Origin of the sequence: Brevibacterium litoralis (assembly GCF_040212315.1) — a bacterium.
Classification (GTDB): domain Bacteria; phylum Actinomycetota; class Actinomycetes; order Actinomycetales; family Brevibacteriaceae; genus Brevibacterium; species Brevibacterium litoralis.
On sequence record NZ_JBDIUY010000032.1, the window covers coordinates 83,097 to 107,878 of the forward strand.

Here is a 24,782-nt window from a genome sequence, read left to right on the forward strand (position 1 = left end):
GGAGGACCGAGCCCGTGGATCGATGGGGGTTGCGGTACCGGGATCCGGACGTTCCGACACCGCGCGGCCTGTGCGGACGCCGCGGGTGCCGGGGAGAAGTCCGGGCCCCGATAGCACGAATGGGGTGAGCCCCAAGGGCTCACCCCACACGTGGGTGCCACACCCGGTGCTCAGGGGTACCGGGGTGGTGTGGTACGGACCGGTGTCAGGCCGCTTCGACGATGTCGACGACCTTACGGCCCTTGCGGTGACCGAACTCCACGCTGCCGGCGGACAGCGCGAAGAGGGTGTCGTCGCCGCCACGTCCGACGTTCTTGCCGGGGTGGAAGTGGGTGCCGCGCTGGCGGACGAGGATCTCGCCCGCGTTCACGAGCTGGCCGCCGAAGCGCTTGACGCCCAGGCGCTTGGCGTTGGAATCACGACCGTTGCGAGTCGAGCTCGCACCCTTCTTGTGTGCCATGTCAGTTCCTCCTGCGGAAAATGAGGGGTGGTCCGGGCGGACCAGGAAGTCAGTTGATGCCGGTGATCTTCAGGCGGGTGAGGTCCTGGCGGTGGCCCTGACGCTTCTTGTAACCCGTCTTGTTCTTGTACTTCTGGATGACGATCTTGGGGCCGCGGAGCTCGTCGACGACCTCTGCGGAGACCTTCATGCCGGCAAGGGCGTCAGCGGCGTGGGTGACGGCGTCGCCGTCCACGTGCAGCACGACGGGGAGCTCGACGGTGTCGCCGGCAGCTGCCTTGATGCGGTTGACGGTGATGATGTCGCCGACGGAGACCTTTTCCTGGTGTCCTCCGGCGCGGACGATGGCGTAGACCATGTGCGTACCTCTTCTCGTTCGTGACTGCGCGTGCACCCCGGCTGACGGGGAACTGCGTGAGCGACGGCGACCCTCTCTTGGTGAGAGACCCATTCGGAGGGAGGATCAGCCGTTCGGTGCACCCGCCACCCGCGGCCGACCGTGAGGTCGTCACGTGCGGGGCGCACCGACCGTCCATCATATACGCAGGCGCGGCGACCGGTCAAAGGGATCGACACTCCCGGCCGCGTGACCGTGGACACGCTCCCACCCGCGGCCGAGGCGCCCCGCAGTCGGGACCGCCGGCGCCGTCTCAGGACGCCGGGTCCCCTGTGGCCCCACCCGTCGTCTCCTCCGCGATCCGCTCGTGGTGCCGGATCACCTCGGCGACGATGAAGGCGAGGAACTTCTCGGCGAACTCGGGATCGAGGTGCGACTCCTCGGCCAGACCCCGCAGTCGTGCGACCTGGCGCTCCTCGCGTCCCGGGTCGGCGGCAGGCAGCGCGTGTTCGGCCTTGAGCCGTCCGACGCGTTCGGTGAGCTTGAACCGCTCGGCGAGGATGTGGACGAGGGCCGCGTCGACGTTGTCGATGCTGGACCGCAGGCGTGCGAGTTCCGCGGGGATGTCGGTCATGGGAGGGGTCTTCCGTCGGCTCGGTGATGGGCGGGTTCTCCGCTGCCCGCCCGGGTGGAGGTGCGCCCACCCGGGTGGATGTGCGGTAGCAGGTTACACCGGCTCCGTGCCGGACACGGCGGCGGCGAACCGGTCGAGGGCCCGGCCGGCCGGCGTCGAGGCGTCGGCGAGGTCGTCGAGGAGCACGGGCCGCCCGTCGAGGTCGGCCAGGGGCACCGTCCAGTTCGGGTACTCCGTCGAGGTCCCCGGTTTGTTCTGCGCCCGCCGCTCCCCCACGACGTCCGTGAGCGCCACCCCGACGAGTACCGCCCGGGACCGCCCGAGGTACCGGTGGAGTGCGAGGTCGACGGCCATGGGGTCGGACACCGCACCGACCTCCACGTCCGGGGGCATGCCGATCCCGGCCGGACGGAGGGCATCGAGCGCCGCCTGTCGGTCGGCCCGCTCCGATTCCCGGAAGTCCGTGACCTCCGTGACGAGCTGGCCGAGACGCGCGGAGAGGTCGACGTCCTCGAGGTCGACGTACCCGGTCGTCGGTTGCATGTCGTGGGTGTCGACCGTGGCCAGGGACGTCCGGCGGTGGTCCGCGGGCTCGGTGAGCGTCCCGTCCTCCCGGCGTTCGAACCACAGCACCGAGGTCCCGAGGACCCCGCGGGCCTCCAGGGCCTCCCGGACCCCGGGCGCCACGGTGCCCAGGTCCTCGCCGATGACGACGACCCCGGCCCGTGCGGCCTCCGTGAGGAGCACCGCGAGCATGGCGCGCGAGTCGTAGGAGACGTAGGCGCCGTCCTTCGCCGCGTTGCCCGCCGGTACCCACCACAGGCGGAAGAGCCACATGACGTGGTCGATCCGGATACCCCCGGCGCCGGTGAAGGCCGTCCGGAACAGATCCCGCAGCGGGCGGTACCCGGCGGCGGCCAGGCGCTCCGGGTGCCAGGGCGGCTGTGCCCAGTCCTGCCCCAGCTGGTTGTAGAAGTCCGCGGGCGCCCCGACGGACATGCCCCGGGCCTGGTACGGCGCGAGCGTGTGCGCGTCGGCACCGTCCCCCGCCACCCCGACCGCGAGGTCGGTGACGAGTCCCAACCGCATGCCGAGGTCCTCTCCGGTGCGTCGGACGGTGTCGAGCTGTTCGGCGAGGACGAACTGCGTCCAGCACCAGAAGTCGGGGTCGGCGAGCACCGCGGCATCCGCTGCGGTCCCGACCGCCGTGACTCCGGTCTCCCGCACCACCCGGGCGTTGTGCTCCGCCCAGGCCCGGGTGCCCTCCGGCAGTCCGTCCCGGTGGGCGACGAACCGGCCGGAGCGGGCCCACCCGGTCCACACCCCGAAGAGGCGGGTGAGGATCTCGAGCTTGTCGTTCAGCACCGCGTCCCGGTCGATCGGCTCACCGGCCCGGGCGCGGGCCGCCCAGTCCTCGCGGATCGCCGCGGCCCGGGCCCGCAGCCGGGGATCCGCGTGGGCGAACTCCACCGACTCCTCGACGGCGATGTACACCGGATCGATCGCCATCCGGCTCGAGGGCAGGTACGGGGAGTTCTCGACCGGCGGGACGGGCGCCTGCGCATGGATCGGGTTGATGAGCACGAAATCCGCACCGCGGGCCGCACCGAGCGCCATGAGCTCGGCGAGGTCCCCGAGATCGCCGACCCCCCAGGACCGGGAGGACCGCACGGAGTACAGCTGCACGGTGATCCCCCACAGGGACTCCGAGTCCGCGACCGGCACTTCGGGCGCACGTGCCGGGGCGACGAGCAGGGTGGACTCCTCGACGGCCACCCGGGCACCGGCTCCCACCGGTTGGGTCCGGGTGACGACGAGACGGTGGTAGCCGACCGGCAGGTCGGTACCGAAGACGAGGACCGTCCCGTCGTGCACCCTCGTCGAGGCGGGCACGGGCCCCGGGGTCCCGTCCTCGAGGACGAGCGAGACCTCCGGGAGGCCCGTCGCGTCCTCGCTCCGGGCGAGTGGGACGAGGACCGGATCGCCCGCGAACCCCGCGAGAAAGGGAGGGACCACACGGTCCGCGTGGTCGGAGGGGCCCAAGGCGTCGAGCACGGCGGCGAGGACGTCCGACGGGACCTCTTCCGTCTCCCCCGTTGCGGAGACGTAGGAGGGGGCCACGCCTCGCTCGACGGCCCGGTTACGGACGGAGGACTCGGGTGCGGACGCACCGCGGGCGCGCAGTGTGGGGTCGGTCACGTCGTGCATGACCCCAGACTACGCGCCCGCGGCGGTGTCGGGTGGAGGGAATGGATCAGACCGTGGTGGTCTGCTGGGCGTCGTCCTCCTCGCCCAGTTCGTAGAGCTTGCCCGACTTGCGGTCGGCCAGGTACTCGCGCATCGCCTGCTTGACCTTCGGCATGAGGATGAAGAGGCCGAGGACGTTGATGAACACGCAGAGGAACAGCGCGGAGTCGGCAAGGCGGACGACCGAGGAGAGGGTCGCGATCGAGCCGATGATGATGAAGGCGAGCAGGATCAGCTTGTAGATCGCATCGCCCACCTTCGTCTTGCCGAACAGCGAGTGCCATGCCTTCTGACCGTAGTACGCCCAGGTGATGAGCGTCGAGAAGGCGAAGAGCACGACGGCGACGGTGAGCAGGATCGGCCACCAACCGGTGATCGTGCCGAAGGCGTCCGAGGTGAGCGTGACACCCGTGATGTTGGCGCCGAGCTCGCCGCCGGAGGCGGTAGTCTCGACGGCCTCCACGTAGGAGGGCGCGCTGGCGATGATGATCGAGAGCGCCGTCATGAGGCAGACGACCACGGTGTCGAGGAAGGGCTCGAGCATGGCGACGAAGCCCTCGGAGACCGGACGACGGGTCTTCACGGTCGAGTGGGCGATCGGTGCGGAACCGATGCCGGCCTCGTTCGAGAAGGCCGCACGCTGGAAGCCGACGATGAGGACACCGATGAGGCCACCGAGTCCGGCCTGCGGAGTGAAGGCACCGGCGAAGATCGTACCGATGGCCGGGATGATCTGACCGGCGTTGCCGAGAATGACGACGAGGCAGGAGAACACGTAGAGGATCGCCATGGCCGGGACGAGCTTGTCCGTGACGCGACCGATCGACTTGATGCCACCGATGATGACGACACCCACGAGAACGGCCAGCAGGACGCCGAAGCCGAACGCCATCCAGGTGTTGCCGAGGAAGCCGGCGTCGCCACCGGTGACGTTCTTGATCTGGGTGATGGCCTGGTTGGCCTGGAACATGCCGCCACCGGCGACACCGAAGACGAGGATCGCGACGGCGAAGATACCGGTGAGGATCTTGCCGAGGACACCGACCTTCCGGAAGGCGACCGGCAGGTACTTGAACGGGCCGCCGTGGACGACACCCTCCTCGTCGATCTCGCGGTACATGACACCGAGCGTGCACTCGACGAACTTGGTGCACATGCCGAGCAGGCCGCACACGACCATCCAGAAGGCGGCACCGGGACCGCCCATGGCCATCGCGATACCGACACCGGCGATGTTGCCGAGACCGACGGTCGCGGAGACGGCGGAGGTGAGGGCCTGGAAGTGGGTGACCTCACCCGGGTCGGACGGCTTGGAGAACTTGCCGCGCACGACCTCGATCGCGACACCGAAGCCGCGGAACTGGATGAAGCCGAAGTAGAGGGTGAAGATCACCGCGCTCGCCACGAGGACGACGAGGACGATAGGGACACCGAGGACGGAGAAGAAGATGATGCTCTCGAAGATCGACACAGGACCTTCGAGACCGTTGTTCACGGCCTCTTCGAAGGCTGCGCCGGACGCCAGTGTGGTGACGTCATTCACATTCAATGTTGTCATGGGGCGAAATCATGCCTTAGATCACATAGTGGGACCAAACCCACAGTAGGTTCCCGGGGAAGTCGAAACCATATCTTGACCTTGGGACACAAGACCGAAACTTTCCGTGAATGCCAAGGGGCCCGACCGGAATCGGTCGAGCCCCTCGTCAGGACGGTGCAGGATCAGAACGGTGCGGAGAACCCGCGGGTCACTCCATCCCGATCATGAGGACCGGCAGCGCCGGCTTCTCGGCCTTCTTCTTCGCAGGAGCCTTCTTCGGTGCGGACTTCTCGTCCGGCGCGGTCTCCGGCTCCGGGGCCGTGGCGGCCGGTGCGGGGGTCGCCGGGGCCTCCTGGACGCGCGTGGGAGCGTCCAGACCGATCATGAGCGGCTGGGGGCCGCTCGGCTCGGCCGGGGCCGCAGCAGACTCCTGGGGAGCCTGCTCCGAGGCCTTCGGTGTGCTCTGCTTCGCGGTGCTCTTCTGCGCGGTGTTCTCCTTCTCGCCGCCGGCCCTCTTCGCGGATCGCTTGCGCGAGCGCCGGGACTTCTTCGGTGCCGCCTCCTCGGGTGCGGACTCCCCCGCACCTTCCGCGGCCGCGGCCTCCTGGGCACCCGAGGCGCCGGTACCCGCGGTGGAGAGCGCCTCGTCGTCGTGGTGGGCCTTCTTGGCGGCAGTCGCGAGCGCGGCCACCGCGGCCCGTGCCTGCTCGGCGCGCTTGGCCTCCTCCGGGTCCTCCTGCGGCGTCGTGGCCCCGTCCGCCTCGTCACCGGACTTCTTGCCCCGGCGCTTGTCCTTGCGCTCCTGGTCCCGCTCCTGGCGCGACTTCCGCTTCGAGGAGCCCCGACCGCCGGTCGCCGACGATCCGGCCTCCTCCTTGACGTCGCCCTCCGAACCGGGCAGCAGCAGGCCCTGACCCGACAGGTCCTCACCGGCGGCCACGAGGGACTCCGCCAGCCCCGTGCCGATCCGCTTGCGGGTCATCTGGACGAGGCCGAGCGAGGTGACCTCGGCGACCTGGTGCCGGGTGCGGTCCCGGCCCAGGCACTCGACGAGACGACGGACCACGAGATCGCGGTTCGACTCCAGGACCATGTCGATGAAGTCGATGACGATGATGCCGCCGATGTCGCGCAGGCGCAGCTGACGGATGACCTCCTCGGCCGCCTCCAGGTTGTTCTTCGTCACCGTCTCCTCGAGGTTGCCGCCCGAGCCGGTGAACTTCCCGGTGTTGACGTCGACGACCGTCATCGCCTCGGTCCGGTCGATGACGAGGGAGCCACCCGAGGGCAGGTTGACCTTGCGGTCGAGGGCCTTCTCGATCTGTTCGGCGATCCGGTGGTGTTCGAAGACGTCCTCGTCACCCTCGTAGCGGTGCACCCGCTCCAGGAGGTCCGGGGCGACTGCCTCAATGTACTCGTGGACGGTGTCCCACACCGCGGAGCCGTCGATGACGAGCTCGGAGAAGTCCTCGTTGAACACGTCCCGGACGATCCGGACGGTCATGTCCGGCTCCGAGTACAGCAGCTGCGGTGCCAGCACCTTGGTCGAGGTCGACTTCTTCTCGATCGCGGCCCACCGCTTGGTGAGCAGCTCGACGTCACGGCCGAGCTCGGTCTCGGAGACGCCTTCGGCTGCGGTGCGCACGATGACGCCGGCCTGCGGGCCCACGAGCTCCTTGAGCACCTTCTTGAGGCGCTGGCGTTCGTTCTCCGGCAGCTTGCGGGAGATGCCCGTCATGGAGTTGCCGGGGACGTACACGAGGAAGCGGCCCGGCAGGGAGATCTGGCTGGTGAGGCGGGCGCCCTTGTGCCCGATCGGGTCCTTCGTCACCTGCACGAGCACCGAGTCGCCGGCCTTGAGGGCCTGCTCGATGCGCCGCGGCTTGCCCGCCATGCCCAGGGCGTCCCAGTTGACCTCACCGGCGTAGAGCACGGCGTTGCGGCCCTTGCCGATGTCGATGAAGGCGGCCTCCATGCTCGGCAGCACGTTCTGCACCTTACCCAGGTACACGTTACCGATGAGCGAGGCCTGCGCCTTGCGCTCGGAGAGGTAGTGTTCGACGGCGATGCCGTCCTCCATCACGACGAGCTGCACACGTCCGGACTGCTCGCGGATGACCATCTTCCGCTCGACGGACTCGCGCCGGGCCAGGAACTCCGCCTCGGTGATGACCGGACGGCGGCGGCCCGCCTCACGCCCCTCCCGGCGGCGCTGACGCTTGGCCTCCATCCGGGTCGAACCCTTGACGCCGACCACGTCGTCGGTGCTCGTCGTCTCGGCGCCCGCGGACGACCCGCGATTGCCACGGTCCCGGGACCGGCGCCGCCGGCGGCTGCGGGAGGACCCGCGGTCCTCGCCGGAGTCCTCCTCGGAGGAGGACGAGCCCGCGTCCTTCGCCGAGGCGCCCCGGGAGTCGCCCTCGGAACCGGAGTCCCGCGAGCCGCCGTCCTTCGACGCCTCGTCCGCGGAGCCCCCGGACTTCGCGGAGTCGTTCTTCGCGGAGTCGTTCTTCGGCGAGTCGTTCTTCGTGCCGGAGTCCTTCGACCCGGAGTCCTTCCGGGAGGAGTCCGCGTTCGCGGCCGACTGATCGGATCCGGAGTCCTGGTCACCGCCGCGCGACTTGGACCGGCGCCCACGACCACCGCGACGCCGCCGGCGGGGCTGGCCGTCCTCGGAGTCCTGCTCGTCGTCCTGGTCGGAGGTCCCGGAGCCACGACCCTCGGACGACTCGCGGTCGTCGCGGTCGCGGCCGTCCGTGGACCGGTCCTCGACCGTGTCCTCCTCGTCCTCGTCCTCCTCCGACCACTCGGGGTCGACAGGACGGCCGAGCTCCGGTTCGGGTGCCTGGAACAGCAGACCACCACCGGCCGGCGGGGCCGCCGGCCGGAAGTCGACCGGCTCGGGCGCGGCCGAGAACACGCCACCGAACGAGAAGGGGTTGGCCACGGAGGGACCGCCGGACGCCGGCCCGGCCCACGTGTCCTCCTCCGCGGACCCGTCCTCGTCAGCGGGCGCCTCGGTGGCGTCCTCGGTGTCGTCGGTGTCCTCGTCCGCGGCGGCGCGCGCCTCGGCTGCGGCCTCCTCGGGGGTCCGTCGGGACTCGGCTGCGCGGGCGATCTCCTCGAGGGTGAGGAGGACGTCGGGGTCCCGTGGATCCTCGCCGGTCGTGGCCCCGGACTCCGCCGGGTGGGTGGACCGCAGGTTCTCCAGGTCGGCCAGGATCCCCTGTGTGGGGTCGGTGGCGTCCCCGGTGCCCCGGGTGTTGTCGGTGTTCTCCGTCATCGGATGGCTCCTCGTTCCGTGCCCGGAGGTCACACCGGGTCGTCCGGGTACGGAGCTGACAAGGTCCGCGTCAGCGGACCGTAAGAAGTCTGCATGTGCACGGCTCGGCGGGCTCGCGCGGTGCGCGCGGTGGCCCGTGATCGTCGTGCCGCTTCGTCTTCGTACTACCTGCCGGGCGTCGGACCTGTGTGCGTCCGTGAGGCCCCACGAGGTGGAAGCGGACGGCCGGTCGGTGTGTGTACCGGTCGCCACTGTGATTATGTCACAGCACCATGGCGCTCCCGTGCAGGCACGTGGTGCATCCTGGAGGGGTGAATTCTGCCATCGACGCCACCGCCTCCACCCCTCACACCCCGGACCCCGACGCCGACGCCGATCCGGTCGGCTCCGGGTCCGGTGCCCGCCCGCCGTGGTTCGGCCACGACCGCGGGCTCGGGATCTTCCTCGTTGTCGCCTCCGCTCTCGGGTTCCTCGCCGCCTTCGACCTGTCCGTCGAGAAGGTGAAGAAGCTCGAGGACCCCGGGCACACCCTCTCGTGCGACCTCAACCCGTTCATCAGCTGCTCGGGTGTCATGGAGTTCCCGCAGTCGCAGATCTTCGGGTTCCCCAACCAGTTCATCGGGGTGGCGGCCTTCGTCTTCCCGCTGCTGCTCGGCGTCCTGCTCATCTCCCGGACCCCGATCCCCGGATGGGTGATGGTGGGGCTGAACATCGGCCTCGTCGGGGGCGTCGCCCTCGTCATGTATCTGTTCGTCCAGTCCGTGTTCGTCATCGGCATCGGCTGCCCGTGGTGCATGGTCGTGTGGCTCGTGACGATCCCCTCCTTCTGCCTCGTCACCGCGTACAACGCCCTGCACGGCAATTTCGGGGCGGGCGTGGCCGCCAACGACTGGGTCCGGTCCTTCGCCCGCCAGGCCCCGTGGTTCGCCGTCCTCTGGCTGCTCGTCATCGCCGCCTGCGTCTTCGTCGGCTTCAGCACCTACTTCCTCAGCCTGGTCTGAGCGGCTGCCCAGACCGCACCGGCACCGGCCGGGAATCGAGAAGGCACATGTCGGCGGATCCTGCTGCAGGATCCGCCGACATGTGCCTTCTCGATCGGCTCAATTCTCCGGGGCGCTCAGTTCTCCGGGAACCAGATGGCTATCTCGCGGGCGGTCGACTCCGGGGAGTCGGAACCGTGCACGATGTTCTGCTGTACCTTCGTGCCCCAGTCGCGGCCCAGGTCACCACGGATGGTGCCGGGGGCGGCGACGGTCGGGTCGGTGGCGCCGGCGAGCGACCGGAACCCCTTGATCACCTCGACGCCGGAGGCGACGATCACGGCCACGGGTCCGGAGGACATGAACTCGACGAGCGGCTCGTAGAAGGGCTTGCCCTCGTGCTCGGCGTAGTGGGCGGCCAGCGTCGCGCGGTCGGCGGTGCGCAGTTCGAGCTTCTCGATCGTGTAGCCCTTGCCCTCGATACGGGCGAGGACGTTGCCGATGAGGCCGCGCTTCACGCCGTCGGGCTTGACCAGGATGAGGGTCTGTTCGGTCACCGTGGGTTCTCCTTCGGTGTCGAGTACATGGGAAGAGGTTGTCCGCAGGCGATCCTATCGGGTGGCGGATCAGGCGCCGGCGGCCGCCTCGCGTTCGGTGAGCTCCCGGTCCATCCGGCGGCCCCAGTAGATCGCGACGGCCCACAGGACGCCGAAGAGGGCACCGACGAAGAACATCGGGACCATGACGAGACCGCAGGCGAGGATGAGCACCTGGGCGGTCCACCCGAGCGCGATGCCGATCCGGTTCTCGCCGCGGTACCGCGGGAGGGTCGCCGCCGCCGCGACGATGACCGCGGTGATGACCGCCGCTCCCCCGATCAACCAGGCGACCGGTACCGGTTCCAGGCCGTATCCGGTGAGCGCGGCGCAGTACATGACGAGGACCTCACAGACGAGGATCGTCGCGCCGAGCATGCGGACCTTGGACCGCGGCGGGGTCGGTGCCACCGGGGTGCCGGTGGGCGAGGTGCTCATGCGGTCCCCTTCTTCCCCAGCAGCGTGCGGGCCTCGGCGACGGTCGTCACAGACCCGGTCACGACGATCCCGTATCCCGGATCGCCGTCCTCCAGGGCGATGTCGATCGCACCCATGAGTGCCTCGTTCATGTCCGGTGCCTGCACCACGTCGTCGCGGTCCCACCAGTCCGTCGCGGCGTCCGCGAGGTCCTCGACGGACATGGCCCGCGGGCTCACCGTCTGGGTGACGACCACCCGGTCCGCGAACCGGTGGACGTGCTCGAACACCCCGTGGGGGTCCTTGTCCGCGAACATCGCGACGACGGCGACGACCTGACGGAACTCGAAGGCCTCGGCGAGGGTGTCGGCGAGCACCGCGGCCCCTGCCGGGTTGTGTGCGCCGTCGACGAGCACCGTCGGTTCGCTGCGCAGGATCTCCGCCCGGCCCGGGGAGGTGATGGTCTCCAGGGCCTGACCCAGCACCTCGGCGTCGAGCGGTTCCTCCCGGGCGAGCATGCGGTCCTCGTCCGCCAGGAAGGACTCGACGAGAGCGAGCGCCTGGGCGAGGTTGTCGGCCTGGTGCGCGCCGTGGAGCGGCAGGAACAGGTCGGGGTAGTCGCCGAGCAGGCCACGGACCGTGACGAGCTGGCCGTCGACCGCGCGGGAGCGTTCGAGCACCCCGAACTCGCGGCCGGCGGTGAAGGACCGCACGCCGCGACGCGCGCACTGGGCGTCGAGTTCCTCCTGCGCCTCGGGCTCCTGGACACCGATGACGGCGAGTGGTCGCGGCGCCGGGGTGTCGTCCTGGGTGCGGTCGAGGATCCCTGCCTTCGTCGCGGCGATCTCGGTGAGCGTGTCCCCGAGGAAGGCCTGGTGGTCGTACCCGACGGGGGTGAAACCGCAGACCTGGGCGTCGGCGACGTTCGTCGAGTCCCATTCGCCGCCCATACCCACCTCGACGACGTACACGTCGACGGGGGCGTCGGCGAAGACGGCGAAGGCGAGGACGGTGAGCGCCTCGAAGAAGGTGAGCGGCGCCCGGTCCTCGTCCGCGAGCTGCCGGTCGACGACCTCGAGGACCGGGGCGATCTCGTCGTACACGCGCACGAAGGTCCGCTCGGACACCTCGGCGCCGTCGAGCGCGATCCGCTCCGTCACCCGGTGCAGGTGCGGGCTCGTGAACCGCCCGACCCGCAGGCCGTGCGCCGTGAGCAGGGCGTCGACCATCCGGGCCGTCGACGTCTTGCCGTTCGTCCCGGTCACCGTGACGACCGGGGCCGCCCGGTGGACGTCGCCGAGCAGTTCACAGGCCCGCAGTGTGGCGTCGAGACGCTTCTCCACGAGGGTCTCCCCCGCACGTGCGAGCAGCGCGGCGTACACCCGGGCCAGGTCCGCGGTCCCCCGCGGGTCGGCCGGCAGCGGGGCGTCCTCCTGCGGGTCGGAATCCTCGGCGTCGGCCACCAGCGCGGCGTCCGGGTCGTCCGGGACGAGCGGGGACAGGTCCCCGAACAGGTCGAGCGGGTCCGCGCCCGAGGCGCCCCGCGGGTCCGCGGCCCATGTGCCGTCGGTGGGGTCGCCGGCACTCATGCCCGCACGACCTTCACGAGCGTGCCCGCGCCGACCTCGGTGGCGTCGAAGACGTCCGCGTCCGCGGAGTCGAGGTCCTCCTCGCTCGCCACCACCTCGGTCGCGAGGGTCTCCCCGGCCACGAGGTCGGCGTGCGTGCGTACCGCCGCGAGGACCGCCGCGGGACCGGAGACGGTCACGGTGATGCGGTCGGCGACGTCGAGGTCGAGCTGCTTGCGTGCGTTCTGGACGGCCCGGACGGTGTCGCGGGCCAAGCCCTCGGCCTCGAGCTCGGGGGTGACGGTCACGTCGAGGGCGACGAACCCGGCGTCCATGGCCGCGAGCACGGCTCCGGAGTCACCGGCCTCGGCGACGTCCTCGAGCGTGTACTCGCCCTCCTGCAGTTCGATGCCACCGGAGGTGACGACGCCGTCGGTGACGGACCAGTCGCCGGACTTCGAGCCCTTGATGGCGAACTGCACGTCCTTGCCCAGGCGGGGACCGGCGGCACGGGCGTTGACCGTGAGCTTCTGCTCGAGCACGAACCCGGCGTCCCGGGCCGCCTCGACGGGCATGACGTCGACGCCCCGCACGTTGAGCTCCTCGGCGATGATCGCGGTGAAGTCCTCACCGAGAGCGGTGTCGGTGGCGACGGTGAGGCCGGTGAGCGGCAGGCGCACGCGCAGCTTGTTGGCCTTGCGCAGGCTGGACCCGGTCGAGCAGACCTCACGCGTGCGGTCCATCGCGGCCACGAGGTCGTGGTCGGAGGGGAACACGTCGGGCTCGGGGTAGTCCTGCAGGTGCACCGAGCGCTCTCCGGTGAGACCGCGGTAGATCTCCTCGGTCGTGAAGGGCAGCAGCGGGGCGGCCACCCGGAGGAACGCCTCGAAGCAGGTGCGGAAGACGTCGAAGGTCTCGTGGGTCTCGACCGTTCCCTCCCAGAACCGGCGGCGCGAACGGCGCACGTACCAGTTGGTGAACATGTCGAGGTGGGCCCGCAGGACCTCGCAGGCGCCCCAGATGTCGTAGGCGTCCATCGCGGCCTTGAAGTCCACGATGAGGTCGTGGGTCTTGGCCAGCAGGTACCGGTCGAGCACCTGGCTCGACTCGTACCTCTCCCCCGCCTCGTAGCCGGTACCCGCACCGGTGGCGGAGTCGGCGTTGTTCGAGTACGTGGCGAAGAAGTGCCAGGCGTTCCACAGGGGCAGGATCACCTGGCGGACGCCGTCACGGATGCCCTGCTCGGTGGTGACGAGATTGCCGCCGCGCAGGATCGGGCTCGACATGAGGAACCAGCGCATGGCGTCGGAGCCGTCGCGGTCGAAGACCTCGTTGACGTCCGGGTAGTTGCGCAGGCTCTTGGACATCTTCTGCCCGTCGGAGCCGAGCACGATGCCATGGGAGATCACGTTCGTGAAGGACGGCTTGTCGAAGATCGCACTCGCGAGGATGTGCTGGGTGTAGAACCAACCACGGGTCTGACCGATGTACTCGACGATGAAGTCCGCCGGGAAGTGGTCGTTGAACCACTCCTGACGCTCGAACGGGTAGTGGACCTGGCCGTAGGGCATGGAACCGGAGTCGAACCACACGTCGAGGATCTCCGACACCCGGCGCATGACCGACCGACCCGTCGGGTCGTCCGGATTGGGACGGGTGAGCTCATCGATCCACGGCCGGTGCAGGTCCGTCTCGCCGTCCTCGTTCTTCGGCAGCGTGCCGAAGTCCCGTTCGATCTCCTCCAGGGAGCCGTAGACGTCGGTGCGCGGGTACTGCGGGTCGTCGGACTCCCAGACCGGGATCGGCGTACCCCAGAAGCGGTTCCGGGAGATCGACCAGTCGCGGGCGTTCTCCACCCACTTGCCGAACTGGCCGTACTTGACGTTGCCCGGGATCCAGGTGATGTCCTCGTTGAGTTCGACCATCCGGTCCTTGAACGTCGTGACGGAGACGAACCAGGAGTCGACGGCCCGGTAGATGAGCGGGTTCCGGCACCGCCAGCAGTGCGGGTAGGAGTGCTCGTAGGACTCGTGACGCAGCAGGAGCGCCGACCGGCCCTCCATCGGACCGGTGTGGTTGCGCAGGTCCTTGATGATCTGCTTGTTCGCGTCGAAGATGTGCTGCCCGGCGTAGTCGGTCACGGGGTGCTCGAAACAGCCGGAGTCGTCGACCGGACGCACCGCGTGGATGCCGTAGGTGTCGGTGAGGTTCTTGTCCTCCTCACCGAAGGCCGGGGCCTGGTGGACGACACCCGTACCGTCCTCGGTCGTGACGAAGTCGGCGGCGAGGATGGTGTGCATCGCCTCGCCGTACTCGTCCTGGGCACCCTCGAAGTAGCCGAAGGGCGGCTCGTAGGACAGGCCCAGGAGCTGCTCTCCACGGAACTCGGCGAGCACCTCGGGGTCGGATCCGAGCTCTCGGGCGTGCGCGGCCACCCGGGCCCTGGCCAGGACGAAGGTCTTGTCCGCGAACTCCGCCGGGACCGGCTTCGCGCCCTCCTCGGCGCCGGCCCGCGGCTTCACGAGGACGTAGTCGACCTCGGGGTGGACGGCCATCGCCTGGTTGGACGGCACGGTCCACGGCGTCGTCGTCCAGATGAGGGCCCAGGCGTTCTCCCCCGTGACCTCGTTCGGCCGCAACTTGTACCCGATCGTCACCGCCGGGTCCTGGCGCATCTTGTAGACGTCGTCGTCCATGCGCAGTTCGTGGTTGGACAGCGGAGTCTGGTCCTTCCAGCAGTAGGGCAGGACGCGGTAGCCCTTGTAGACCAGACCCTTGTCCCACAGCTGCTTGAAGGCCCACACGACCGACTCCATGAAGGAGGGGTTGAGGGTCTTGTAGTCGTTCTCGAAGTCGACCCAGCGGCCCTGCCGGGTCACGTACTCCTGCCACTCGTCGGTGTACTTGAGCACGCTCGCGCGGCAGGCGGCGTTGAACTGAGCGATGCCCATGTCGGAGATCTCCGACTTGTCCGTGATGCCCAGCTGCCGCTCGGCCTCGAGCTCGGCGGGCAGCCCGTGGGTGTCCCACCCGAAACGGCGCTCGACCTTGTTGCCGAGCATCGTCTGATAGCGGGGGACGACGTCCTTGACGTAGCCGGTGAGCAGGTGGCCGTAGTGCGGCAGGCCGTTGGCGAAGGGAGGCCCGTCGTTGAAGACGAACTCGTTCTCGCCGTGCGCGCCCGCGTCACGCTGGTCGATGGAGGCCTGGAAGGTACCGTCGGCCTCCCAGTAGGCGAGCACGTCCTTCTCCATGGCCGGGAAGGAGGGGGAGGCGGTGAGGCCGAAGGCAGAGGTCTTCTGCTTGGGATAGATCTGGTCAGTCATGAGCGCCCTTGGAGTTCCTGAAGCAACTGGACTGCGAGGACGACCCGACGCGTGTGCGACCGGCCGCGGTACCACCTCGCTTATCCGTGGCCGGACGGGGCACGGGCCCCGGTCGACACGGACCGCTCATCGAGGCTGTGACGGGCCCACCCGTCCGGTTCTACTGAGGTGACCCTCCCCCACGATCACGCACGATCGCGGTGCGCGGGGACGACACCCGTTCTTCCGGAAGCTCCCCGGTGATGGCCGGATCGCAGCACAGGCGATTCTACACCGGGCGGGAGGTCGGTTCGGACAGGCCCTCCGGCCCCGGACGCCGGTGCCCGTCGAGGCGCCTGGCCTCGTGGTAGTCATACCGGTCGGCGATCTGCACGAGGAGGTCCTTGAAGGGCATGTGCAGAGCCTGGCTGATCCGGAAGAGGGTCTGGATGCCCGGGTTGGCCGGGGAGCGCGCGGAGCGATTGCTCAGCCCCGACTCGAGGTTCTGGTACGGGTTCTTGGCCATCCCGGCGGCCGCGGCGACCTCCGCCTGCGTGAAGGTCGTGTCGCCGCGACGGTCCTTGAGCACGTCACTGATCGCGAGTGCCAGGACCCGCTCGACGGTGCTCTCGTTCTCCACCCGAGCACTGTGCGGCGCCCGGACCGGGGCGAGACCATGTATATATTGTCCATTCGTGATCGCCTCGACCGCCCAAATGACCGGAGCATGACACGGAAGCCGACCGTCGCGACCCGGGACACCACGTGTCGGACGGTCAGCGACCCTGGCGATGCGTCACCACGGGGCCTCGGTGCTCACGAGGACCACCGTCGAGTCCGGCCCGAGTCCGAGCACCTCCCGCCCGTCCGGGCGAGCCAGGACCGCCTCGACACCGGCGGCCGTCGCGGCCCCACAGGGCCCCGCGGGCACACCGGCCGCCCGCAGGGTCGCAGCGGCCGCGGCGGCCTCAGCGTCCGTGACCCCCACTCCGGCGTCGAGACCGGCGAGGATGACGGGGAGTGCGTCCCCGGCGACCGTCCCGCAGTTGAGGCCCGCCATCGCCGTCGGGACGTCGGTCACGACCGTCACCGACTCCCCCGTCGCGACCGAGGCGGTCACGCAGGCCGCCGCGACCGGCTCGACCGCGAGCACCCGCGGGAGACCCGCCCGCTCGGCCGCCCGCAGGTGCTGCAGACCGGCCTGGAGTAGACAGCCCACGCCGGCAGGCACGACGACGAGATCACGGCCACCGAGAGCGGAACCCCCGTCGGCCACGAAGGGCACCCGGACCATCTGGTCCTCGCACTCCGCGAAGAGCGTCGAGTACCCCTCGACGATCCGCGCCGGCGGTTCGCGGTACCCCTCCCAGGACATGTCCTGGACCAACAGGTCGGTGTCCGAGGTGCAGGAGTCCGCGGCCGCCCGGACCGCCTCGTCGTAGACGGCTCCGGTGTCGATCACCTCGGCACCCTCGCCCGCGATCGCCTCGGCGACGCCCACCGGGAGGTCACCGGCCAGGTACACCCGGGACCGCAGCCCGAGCAAGTGGGCCATCCGGGCGAGAGCCCGACCGTGGTTGCCGTCGGTCGCCGTGACGAGGGTCGACGCCCCCTCGCCCCGCAACGTCGCGGCCAGGTCCCGGAGCGCTTCGAAGGTCGACGGGACGGGCGTACCGGCGTGGGCGGCGAGGACGTGGGCCGTGGCCCAGCTGGCGCCCAGGATCTTGAAGGCGGGCAGGCCCAGACGGTCCGACTCGTCCTTGATGAGCACGCGTGCCACTCCCCACCGGTCGGCGAGCGCCGGCACCCGGTGCAGAGGCGTCGGGGCGTAGCCGGGCATCGAGCGGTGGAACTCCCGAGCCGGGCCCACCGGCACGTCGATCCGCCAGTCGCGGTCCCGGTCGTTCACGACGAAGGGACGGTCACCGTCCCCTCCCGCACCGGTCCGTACCTGTGTTCCACCCTGCGCCGCCGAGGCGCTCACGTCCCGAGTACTCACCGGACCATTGTGCCCCGCCCCGGGACCCGATGTCGGAACGCCCTCATTCGAGTAGATCGATCCTGCACCGGACTCCTGGCGCAGCAGCGAGGCGGGCATCACCGGTGAGGAGGGGCACGTCGAGCACTTCCGCCAGTGCGACGTATGCAGCGTCGTGCGGCGTGACGTTGTCCCTCAACTGCCAGATGCGCGGGATGAGCACTCCGTGGGGGAAGCGCTGGAGGGGCAGTCCACAGAACGTGTCGATCCATTGCGAACCGTGTCCGGTCGACAAGGCGCCGGACAGGACCATCCGCCGGACGACATGGAGGAACTCCAGATCGACGAGCTCAGGAGCGACGAGACGGTGACCCACGATCCTCCCCTCGATCCCGGACGGTTCATCATCACCCAGGAGTTCGATCAGTACGGAGGTGTCGACGACGATCACCCGCCTCGCACCTCACGTTGGATCGCCACGATCTCCTCCCGCGTGATGCGACGCCGAGGTGGCGCCTGTCGCCGGAGGTCCCGAACACGACGGATCGCCTCGTCGGTGGTCTCCTGCGTCGCCTGCTCCTCCAGGAAGACCCGGAGGTATTCCTGCAACGAGCGCCCGGATTCCTCGGCCCTGCGACGGAAGGTCGCATAGGCCGATTCAGAGAGGTTCCTGACCTGCACAGTCGCCATGTCCCGAGAGTAGCGCTGATTCAGCGCTGACGGTATCCCCATCACCGGTCATCCGATCAGGTGGACCATGCCCCGACCGTCTCGCACGAGCCCCTGGACGAACTCCTGAGCCCTGACCCAGGGCTCCCACGACCAGTCGGGCAGGTGGGTGACATGACCTTCGAACATCCGGAACGCCGGGCGCGGCTCACTCTCGTCCGCGTTCGGAGCAGTCAAGGACTGGAGCAGGCTCCACGCCTTCTCGAGATAGAGGAAGTCGGCGGCCGGACTGTGTTGCCGGAAGGATGCATTCCCGACGCCCTGCTTCTCCCACACGATCCCCCAGGCGTCCCCGAGCAGGTCTCCATCCATGTAGGCACGGGGGTCACCGAAAGTGATCCTCTCGTGCCAGTTTTCGAACATGCGTGCGTAATATCTGATTCCCATACATCCATGGTGGATTTTGGGCGACATGACGGAAGAGGACGATCTCAGCTGTGGAAATCTCGCGTTCGATACTTACCGGGACGTGCACTTAGGGTCATTCTTCCTGGTCACACGACATCCAGAAGGCTGCGGACAACGCAGTCTCATCCGACCCCGAACAGGACAGGGGACTCACCACAGGAGACCGACTCCCACACGGACACACGACAGCGCGGGAGCGTGCAGACCAACAGGTTCTGACCCTAGAACATTATGCCCAGCTATATTATAATCGGGTATAATCTACTCATGAATAGCTCAGCGGCCGCCCCGGGACCTCAGAGGCCCTGGTGGCGGGCCACCTTGTGCTGAGCGGCCTGGGCGAGCGGCCGGATCGTCATGAGGTCGACGTTGAAGTGGTGGGGCCGGGTGAGCGTCCACACGATCGCGTCGGCGCAGTCCTCCGCGGTGAGGGGATTCTCCACACCCTCGTAGACCTTGTCGGCCTTCTCCTGCGAACCCAGTCGATTGAGGGAGAACTCGTCGGTCCGCACCATGCCGGGAGCGATCTCGATGACCCGGATCGGCTTCCCCGCGAGTTCCAGGCGGAGGGTCCCGGCGATCGCGTGGGTCCCGTGCTTGGCGGCGACGTACCCGCCTCCACCCTCGTACACTCCGTGCCCGGCCGTCGAGGACAGGATGAGGACGTCACCGCGGCCGGATTCCTCCAGTGCGGGAAGCAGGCCCTTCACGCAGCGCAGGGCACCGAGCACGTTGAGTTCGTACATCGCGCGCCACCCGTCGACGTCGGCCCCGGCCACGGGATCGGTGCCGATCGCACCGCCGGCGTTCGCCACGAGCGCGTGGACGGGACCGCCGGAGGTCACCTGCTCGACCATCGCGGCAACCGAGGCGTCGTCGGTCACGTCGGTGACGACGTAGCTGGCGCCGGTCTCCTCGGCGAGTGCCGCGAGCTTCTCCTCCCGCCGGGCGACGGCAACGACGTCCCAGCCCTCGGCACGCAGGCGCCGCACGGTGGCGGCACCGATCCCGGAGCTCGCCCCGGTGACGACGGCACGGAGGGTGGTGGGCGCCTCGGCGGCGGCGGACGTGGAGCCTTCGACGGGCTGCGTGGGAACGGTGCTCATGGGGATCCTCCCGGGTTCTGTGTACGAGGCGTCGATGGACGAGGTCTCGCCGCCCACTCTACGAGTGGATCACCCGCCGCGGGAGGCGTTCACCCGCGGGAGCGTTCGATCATCTCCGCCGGCGGCGAGCCGGACCCGAACACGTCCTTGACGACCGGCACCCGGAGCGCGCCCCAGGTGACGAGCGCGCACAGCGCCGTGTAGACGAGCGGCAGGACGAGGCCGTGGAGGAGGACCTCGCCCGGGGCCGCGGGTACCCCGATGAGGTTCCGGGCGGGGAACAACAGGAGCGGATGGAGCAGGAACACCCCGAAGGAATAGGGATACAGGCGATGCATGAGGCGCCAGCCCGGCCACCACCGGACGGGTGGACGACCGGAGCCGGCACGCGCCTCGTCGACGAGCGCCCGGTCCCGCATGTAGAAGTGCAGGAGCAGGTAGGCCGACAGGGAGAGCGGCACGACGAAGACGGAGAGGTACTCGTAGGAGTACTTCCAGGGCTTCGCGACCCCCAGCAGGTCACCCGCCCCGGCCCACAGGAACGACACGAGCCAGGTGGCGAGGAACACACACCACGCCCACGCCACCTGACGCCGGGTGAGGACCCAGTCGCGCATCACCCAACCGAGCAGGTAGTAGCCCATGAGCGGGAAGAACCGGGTGGCGGCGTTGAGCTCACCGACGCCGAAGACCCGTTGGAGGACGAGGTCGACGACGCCGATCCCGAGGAGGATGAGCGCGGTCCCCCACTGCAGGCGCCGGGAGCCGTGGAGGACGAGCAGCCGCATCCACGGGGTGAGCAGCGTGAGGCCGGCGAGCGCGTAGAGGAAGTACAGCTGGACGAAGGGCGACCCGGCGGCGATCGCGGCGATCGGGTTCCAGTCGGTCTCGCGTCCGTGCATGTAGTAGAGCCGGAAGAGGACGTAGACGACCGTCCAGAAGACGAGCGGGATACCGATCCGCCACACGCGCTTGACCCAGAACTCCCCCGGACTCACACCGCGCCGGGGATCGAGGGCGAGGGCGCCGGCGATCATGAGGAACACGGGCACGCACCAGCGGCTGGCCGAGTCGATCCCGTTGGCCAGCCACCACGCCACGGTCCCGTAGTCGGTGAAGCGGGTCTCGACGGTGTCGGCGATCGCATGGATGGCGACGACGACGATGATCGCGACCGACCGGGCCGGGTTCATCCAGCCGGTCGCGGTGGGTGGCGGGTTGTCGGACGGGATCCGTTCGCGCAGGGACCTGTGGGGCATGGACGCCACTATGTCACGACCTCATAACGAAACCTGGGAAGTGTTGACGGGTCCGGCTGCTACACACCTGCCGCGCAGGCCCACGCCGACGGCCGAACGCGCCCTGTCGACGACGCACCGCTCCCCCGTCGACGGCGGACCCCGGCGTTTGGTCCCCCGGTCCGCAGGTGGGAAAATCGGGCCTCATGACACAACCCACGTCGCGCACACATGACTCGGTGCACCTTCCGGACAAGCCGGCCCTCGAGGGCCTCAAGGACAAATGGGACGCGAAGTGGGGTGAGAGCCGGGTCTACGCCTTCGACGCGCAGACCTCCCGCCAGGACGTCTACTCGATCGACACGCCCCCGCCGACCGCCTCGGGCTCCCTGCACGTGGGTCACGTCTTCTCCTACACGCAGACGGACATCATCGCCCGCTACCAGCGCATGCTCGGCAAGAACGTCTTCTACCCGCTCGGGTGGGACGACAACGGTCTGCCGACCGAGCGCCGGGTGCAGAACTACTTCGGTGTCACCTGCGAGCCCTCGCTGCCCTACGACCCGGACTTCCAGCCGCCGGCCAAGGCGCCGCGCAACGCCCGCGACTTCGTCAAGGTCTCGCGCAAGAACTTCATCGAGCTGTGTGAGCAGCTGGCGGTGGACGACGAGAAGGTCTTCGAGGACCTGTTCCGCGCGGTCGGACTGTCCGTCGACTGGCAGTACACCTACCGGACGATCGACGACACCTCGCGGTCCGTGAGCCAGCAGGCATTCCTCGAGGACCTCGCCGGCGGCCACGCCTACTCGCAGGACGCCCCGACCATGTGGGACGTCACCTTCGGCACCGCCGTCGCCCAGGCCGAGTTGGAGGACCGGGAGAAGGAGGGCGCCTACCACAAGGTGACCTTCTACCCGGCCGCCGCCGACGGCACCGCGGACACCTCGGCGGAGCCCGTCGTCATCCTCACCTCGCGCCCCGAGCTCATCCCGGCCGTCGTGGCCCTCGTGGCCCACCCGGACGACGAGCGGTACCAGCCGCTGTTCGGCACCACCGTCGTCTCGCCGCTGTTCGGGGTCTCCGTCGAGGTGAAGGCACACGGACTGGCCAAGTCCGACAAGGGCACCGGCATCGCCATGGTCTGCACCTTCGGCGACCTCACCGACGTCACCTGGTGGCGTGAGCTCGACCTGCCCACCCGCGCCGTCATCACCCGCGACGGCCGGCTGTCGCGGGAGACCCCGCAGTGGATCCTCGACTCCCCGCGTGCCGACGCCGCGGACAACTACGCGAAGATCGCCGGGAAGACGACCTTCACGGCCCGCAAGGAGATCGCCGAGCTCCTCGCGGCCTCCGGCGACCTCGTGGCCGACCCGGAGCCGATCACCCACCCGGTCCCCTTCTACGAGAAGGGCGACAAGCCGCTCGAGGTCGTCACCTCCCGCCAGTGGTACATCCGCAACGGCGGCCGTTCTGCCGAACTGCGCGACGCCCTCATCGCCCGCGGCGGCGAACTCACCTGGTACCCGGACTTCATGCGCGCGCGCTACGACAACTGGGTCGAGGGCCTCAACGGCGACTGGTTGGTGAGCCGCCAGCGCTACTTCGGCGTGCCGATCCCCCTGTGGTACCGGCTCGACGCCGACGGCACCCCCGACTACGACGACCCGATCGTGCCGGACGTCGCGAGTCTGCCGGTCGACCCGCAGGCCGAGGCGCCCGCCGGCTTCACCGAGGACCAGCGCGATCAGCCCGGTGGCTTCACCGGTGAGCCGGACGTGTTCGACACCTGGGCGACCTCCTCGCTCACCCCGCAGATCGTGGGCGGCTGGAAGCGCGATCCGGAACTGTTCGACAGCGTGTTCCCGTTCGACCTGCGCCCGCAGGGTCACGACATCATCCGCACCTGGCTGTTCTCGACGGTCGTGCGGGCGCACACGCTCAACGACTCCGTGCCGTGGACGAACACCGCGCTGTCCGGGTGGATCCTCGACCCGGACCGCAAGAAGATGTCGAAGTCGAAGGGCAACGTCGTCGTCCCCTCGGACATCCTCGCCGAGGGCAAGCCCGGCTTCGGCCCTGATGCCGTGCGCTACTGGGCGGCCTCCGCCCGGTTCGGTGCGGACACCGCCTATGACGTCGCACAGATGAAGATCGGTCGCCGCCTGGCGATGAAGCTGCTCAACGCCTCGAAGTTCGCCCTCGACCAGGGTGTCCACGGTGGCCTCGTGGGCCGCACCGAGCTCGTCACCCACGACCTCGACCGCGCCCTGCTGGGTCGGCTGGCCGCCACCGTCGCCGAGTGCGACCGGTACATGGCCGACTACGACTACGCCCACGCCCTGCGCACCGCCGAGACCTTCTTCTGGTCGTTCACCGACGATTACGTCGAGCTCGTCAAGGACCGCTCCTACGGATCGGTCGGTGAGGCCGGTCAGCTCTCGGCGCACGCCACCCTCGCGACCGCGCTCCACGTGCTGCTGCGCCTCTTCGCGCCGATCATGCCCTTCGTCACCGAGGAGGTCTGGTCCTGGTGGCAGGCCGGTTCCGTCCACCGGGCCGCCTGGCCCGGCGCAGACGCCCCCGCCGCCGAGGCGCCCGCCGACTCCGGTGCCGACGCCACGGGTACCTCGGCCGACGTCCTCATTGCCGTCGCGGAGGTCCTCGTCGAGGTCCGCCGGGCCAAGACCGAGGCGAAGGTCTCCCAGAAGACCCCGATCGCCCGGGCCACGCTCACCGCCCCGGCCGGCGTGCTCGACGCCGTCCGTGCTGCCGAGGGTGACCTCCGGGCGGCGGGCCGGGTCGAGGGCTGGACCCTGGCCGAAGGTGCAGATCTGACACTCGCGGACGTCGAGTTCGTCCAGGCCGAGGCCTGAACCGCACCTACACTGAGGGGCCGTGGGCTCCGTCACCCCGGGAACGGGGAGGACGGACGTCCGCGGCCCCTCGATCACGTCTAGGAGAACGATGAGAAGCGAACTCTTCGCCCAGCGCCACGCCGAGCAGCAGTCCCAGGAACGCTGGAACCTGCAGTCGAACAAGATGCTGCGCACGATCGTCCACCCGAACGCGCCGGTGCTCGCCACCAAGGGCGCCATGGTCGCCTACCAGGGTGACGTGAAGTTCGACCACCAGGGTTCCAAGTCGGTCGGCCAGTTCCTCAAGAAGCAGGCCACCGGTGAGGGCGACAACCTCATGCGCGCCGAGGGCCACGGCGAGGTGTTCTTCGCCCGCGGCGCCTCGAACATCTTCATGATGCAGCTGGAGGGTCCGCAGGACGCCCTGAGCGTCAACTCCTCGAACCTGCTGGCCTTCGACGCGACCCTCAACTGGGACATCAAGCGGATCAAGGGCGGCATGGGCGCACTCGCCAGCGGCTCCGGGCTGTTCAACATGGAGCTCGCCGGAGCGGGCACCGCGGCCATCAACTGCAAGGGGTCGCCGATGGTCCTCGACTGCTCGCAGCAGCCGACCTTCGTCGATCCGCAGGCCGCCGTCTGTTGGTCGTCGTCCCTGGCCCCGCAGATCAAGACGGACATCAACCTCAACTCGTTCCTGGGCCGCGGCTCCGGCGAGGCGTTCCAGCTGGCCTTCCACGGCCCCGGTTTCGTCGTCGTCCAGCCGAGCGAGAACAGTTTCTGATTTCCGCCCCACCCGGGCGCACCCGGCTCCGCCCCGATATCGTTCACGACCCCCGAAATGTCGGCACATATCGGGGGTCGTGAACGATATCGGGGCGGAGCCGGGTGCGCCCGGGTGGGGCGGAAATCAGAAACTGTTCTCGCTCGGCTGGACGACGACGAAACCGGGGCCGTGGAAGGCCAGCTGGAACGCCTCGCCGGAGCCGCGGCCCAGGAACGAGTTGAGGTTGATGTCCGTCTTGATCTGCGGGGCCAGGGACGACGACCAACAGACGGCGGCCTGCGGATCGACGAAGGTCGGCTGCTGCGAGCAGT

At 69.3% G+C, this 24,782-nt stretch carries 21 protein-coding genes; 3 read left to right on the forward strand and 18 right to left on the reverse strand.

What is annotated here, in order from left to right:
• Window positions 1–205: 205 nt before the first annotated feature.
• From rpmA to AAD496_RS11555, 6 genes are all read right to left on the reverse strand, one after another.
• Window positions 206–460, reverse strand: a complete 255-nt coding sequence (gene rpmA / locus AAD496_RS11530; RefSeq protein ID WP_349828902.1) for a 50S ribosomal protein L27 — start codon at window positions 458–460, stop codon at window positions 206–208.
• 49 nt (window positions 461–509) lie between these two features.
• Window positions 510–818 (reverse strand): 50S ribosomal protein L21, encoded by a 309-nt coding sequence (rplU, locus tag AAD496_RS11535; protein WP_349828903.1) that lies wholly within the window; start codon window positions 816–818, stop codon window positions 510–512.
• 292 nt (window positions 819–1,110) lie between these two features.
• Window positions 1,111–1,431, reverse strand: a complete 321-nt coding sequence (locus AAD496_RS11540; protein WP_349828904.1) for a chorismate mutase — start codon at window positions 1,429–1,431, stop codon at window positions 1,111–1,113.
• 93 nt (window positions 1,432–1,524) lie between these two features.
• Entirely contained in the window at window positions 1,525–3,639 is a 2,115-nt protein-coding gene (locus tag AAD496_RS11545) for a 4-alpha-glucanotransferase (RefSeq protein ID WP_349828905.1), read from the reverse strand.
• A gap of 46 nt (window positions 3,640–3,685) precedes the next feature.
• Window positions 3,686–5,236 (reverse strand): alanine/glycine:cation symporter family protein, encoded by a 1,551-nt coding sequence (locus tag AAD496_RS11550; protein ID WP_349828907.1) that lies wholly within the window; start codon window positions 5,234–5,236, stop codon window positions 3,686–3,688.
• 190 nt (window positions 5,237–5,426) lie between these two features.
• Window positions 5,427–8,501: an Rne/Rng family ribonuclease gene (locus AAD496_RS11555; protein ID WP_349828908.1), complete on the reverse strand. Its 3,075-nt coding sequence runs from the start codon at window positions 8,499–8,501 to the stop codon at window positions 5,427–5,429.
• 311 nt (window positions 8,502–8,812) lie between these two features.
• Here AAD496_RS11555 and AAD496_RS11560 point away from each other — a divergent pair, with 311 nt between their 5' ends.
• Window positions 8,813–9,502: a vitamin K epoxide reductase family protein gene (locus AAD496_RS11560; protein ID WP_349828909.1), complete on the forward strand. Its 690-nt coding sequence runs from the start codon at window positions 8,813–8,815 to the stop codon at window positions 9,500–9,502.
• Window positions 9,503–9,618: 116 nt separating this feature from the next.
• On the opposite strand, the gene ndk is transcribed toward AAD496_RS11560, so the two are convergent.
• From ndk to AAD496_RS11615, 11 genes are all read right to left on the reverse strand, one after another.
• Window positions 9,619–10,038 carry a nucleoside-diphosphate kinase gene (gene ndk, locus AAD496_RS11565; RefSeq protein ID WP_349828910.1) on the reverse strand — a complete coding sequence of 140 codons (420 nt, stop codon included), beginning with the start codon at window positions 10,036–10,038 and terminating at the stop codon, window positions 9,619–9,621.
• A 69-nt stretch (window positions 10,039–10,107) separates the two neighbouring features.
• Complete coding sequence (locus tag AAD496_RS11570) at window positions 10,108–10,515, reverse strand: DUF4233 domain-containing protein (RefSeq protein WP_349828911.1); 408 nt, start codon at window positions 10,513–10,515, stop codon at window positions 10,108–10,110.
• Window positions 10,512–12,083, reverse strand: coding sequence for a bifunctional folylpolyglutamate synthase/dihydrofolate synthase (locus tag AAD496_RS11575; protein WP_349828912.1), 1,572 nt, complete (start codon window positions 12,081–12,083; stop codon window positions 10,512–10,514). The genes AAD496_RS11570 and AAD496_RS11575 overlap by 4 nt, the downstream gene beginning before the upstream one ends.
• Entirely contained in the window at window positions 12,080–15,388 is a 3,309-nt protein-coding gene (ileS, locus tag AAD496_RS11580; RefSeq protein ID WP_349828913.1) for an isoleucine--tRNA ligase, read from the reverse strand. The genes AAD496_RS11575 and ileS overlap by 4 nt, the downstream gene beginning before the upstream one ends.
• Before the next feature lie 268 nt (window positions 15,389–15,656).
• On the reverse strand, window positions 15,657–16,007 hold the full coding sequence (locus tag AAD496_RS11585) for a hypothetical protein (protein WP_349828914.1): 351 nt from the start codon (window positions 16,005–16,007) through the stop codon (window positions 15,657–15,659).
• A 156-nt stretch (window positions 16,008–16,163) separates the two neighbouring features.
• Window positions 16,164–17,366: a pyridoxal-phosphate dependent enzyme gene (locus tag AAD496_RS11590; protein WP_349828915.1), complete on the reverse strand. Its 1,203-nt coding sequence runs from the start codon at window positions 17,364–17,366 to the stop codon at window positions 16,164–16,166.
• 43 nt (window positions 17,367–17,409) lie between these two features.
• Window positions 17,410–17,796, reverse strand: a complete 387-nt coding sequence (locus tag AAD496_RS11595) for a type II toxin-antitoxin system VapC family toxin (RefSeq protein ID WP_349828916.1) — start codon at window positions 17,794–17,796, stop codon at window positions 17,410–17,412.
• Window positions 17,793–18,035 carry a FitA-like ribbon-helix-helix domain-containing protein gene (locus AAD496_RS11600; protein WP_349828917.1) on the reverse strand — a complete coding sequence of 81 codons (243 nt, stop codon included), beginning with the start codon at window positions 18,033–18,035 and terminating at the stop codon, window positions 17,793–17,795. The genes AAD496_RS11595 and AAD496_RS11600 overlap by 4 nt, the downstream gene beginning before the upstream one ends.
• A 48-nt stretch (window positions 18,036–18,083) precedes the next feature.
• Window positions 18,084–18,437: a hypothetical protein gene (locus AAD496_RS11605; RefSeq protein WP_349828919.1), complete on the reverse strand. Its 354-nt coding sequence runs from the start codon at window positions 18,435–18,437 to the stop codon at window positions 18,084–18,086.
• Window positions 18,438–18,778: 341 nt separating this feature from the next.
• A complete protein-coding gene (locus AAD496_RS11610) occupies window positions 18,779–19,588 on the reverse strand; it encodes an SDR family oxidoreductase (protein ID WP_349828920.1) in 810 nt (269 codons plus the stop codon).
• 89 nt (window positions 19,589–19,677) lie between these two features.
• A complete protein-coding gene (locus tag AAD496_RS11615) occupies window positions 19,678–20,847 on the reverse strand; it encodes an acyltransferase (protein ID WP_349828921.1) in 1,170 nt (389 codons plus the stop codon).
• Between the two features lie 185 nt (window positions 20,848–21,032).
• On the opposite strand from AAD496_RS11615, the gene valS reads away from it, so the two are divergent.
• Both valS and AAD496_RS11625 read left to right on the forward strand, forming a co-directional pair.
• Entirely contained in the window at window positions 21,033–23,702 is a 2,670-nt protein-coding gene (gene valS, locus AAD496_RS11620; protein ID WP_349828922.1) for a valine--tRNA ligase, read from the forward strand.
• 91 nt (window positions 23,703–23,793) lie between these two features.
• A complete protein-coding gene (locus AAD496_RS11625) occupies window positions 23,794–24,468 on the forward strand; it encodes an AIM24 family protein (RefSeq protein ID WP_349828923.1) in 675 nt (224 codons plus the stop codon).
• A gap of 126 nt (window positions 24,469–24,594) precedes the next feature.
• Here the strand turns inward: AAD496_RS11625 and AAD496_RS11630 are convergent.
• On the reverse strand, window positions 24,595–24,782 hold a 188-nt coding region (locus tag AAD496_RS11630), incomplete at its 5' end, for an AIM24 family protein (protein ID WP_349828924.1).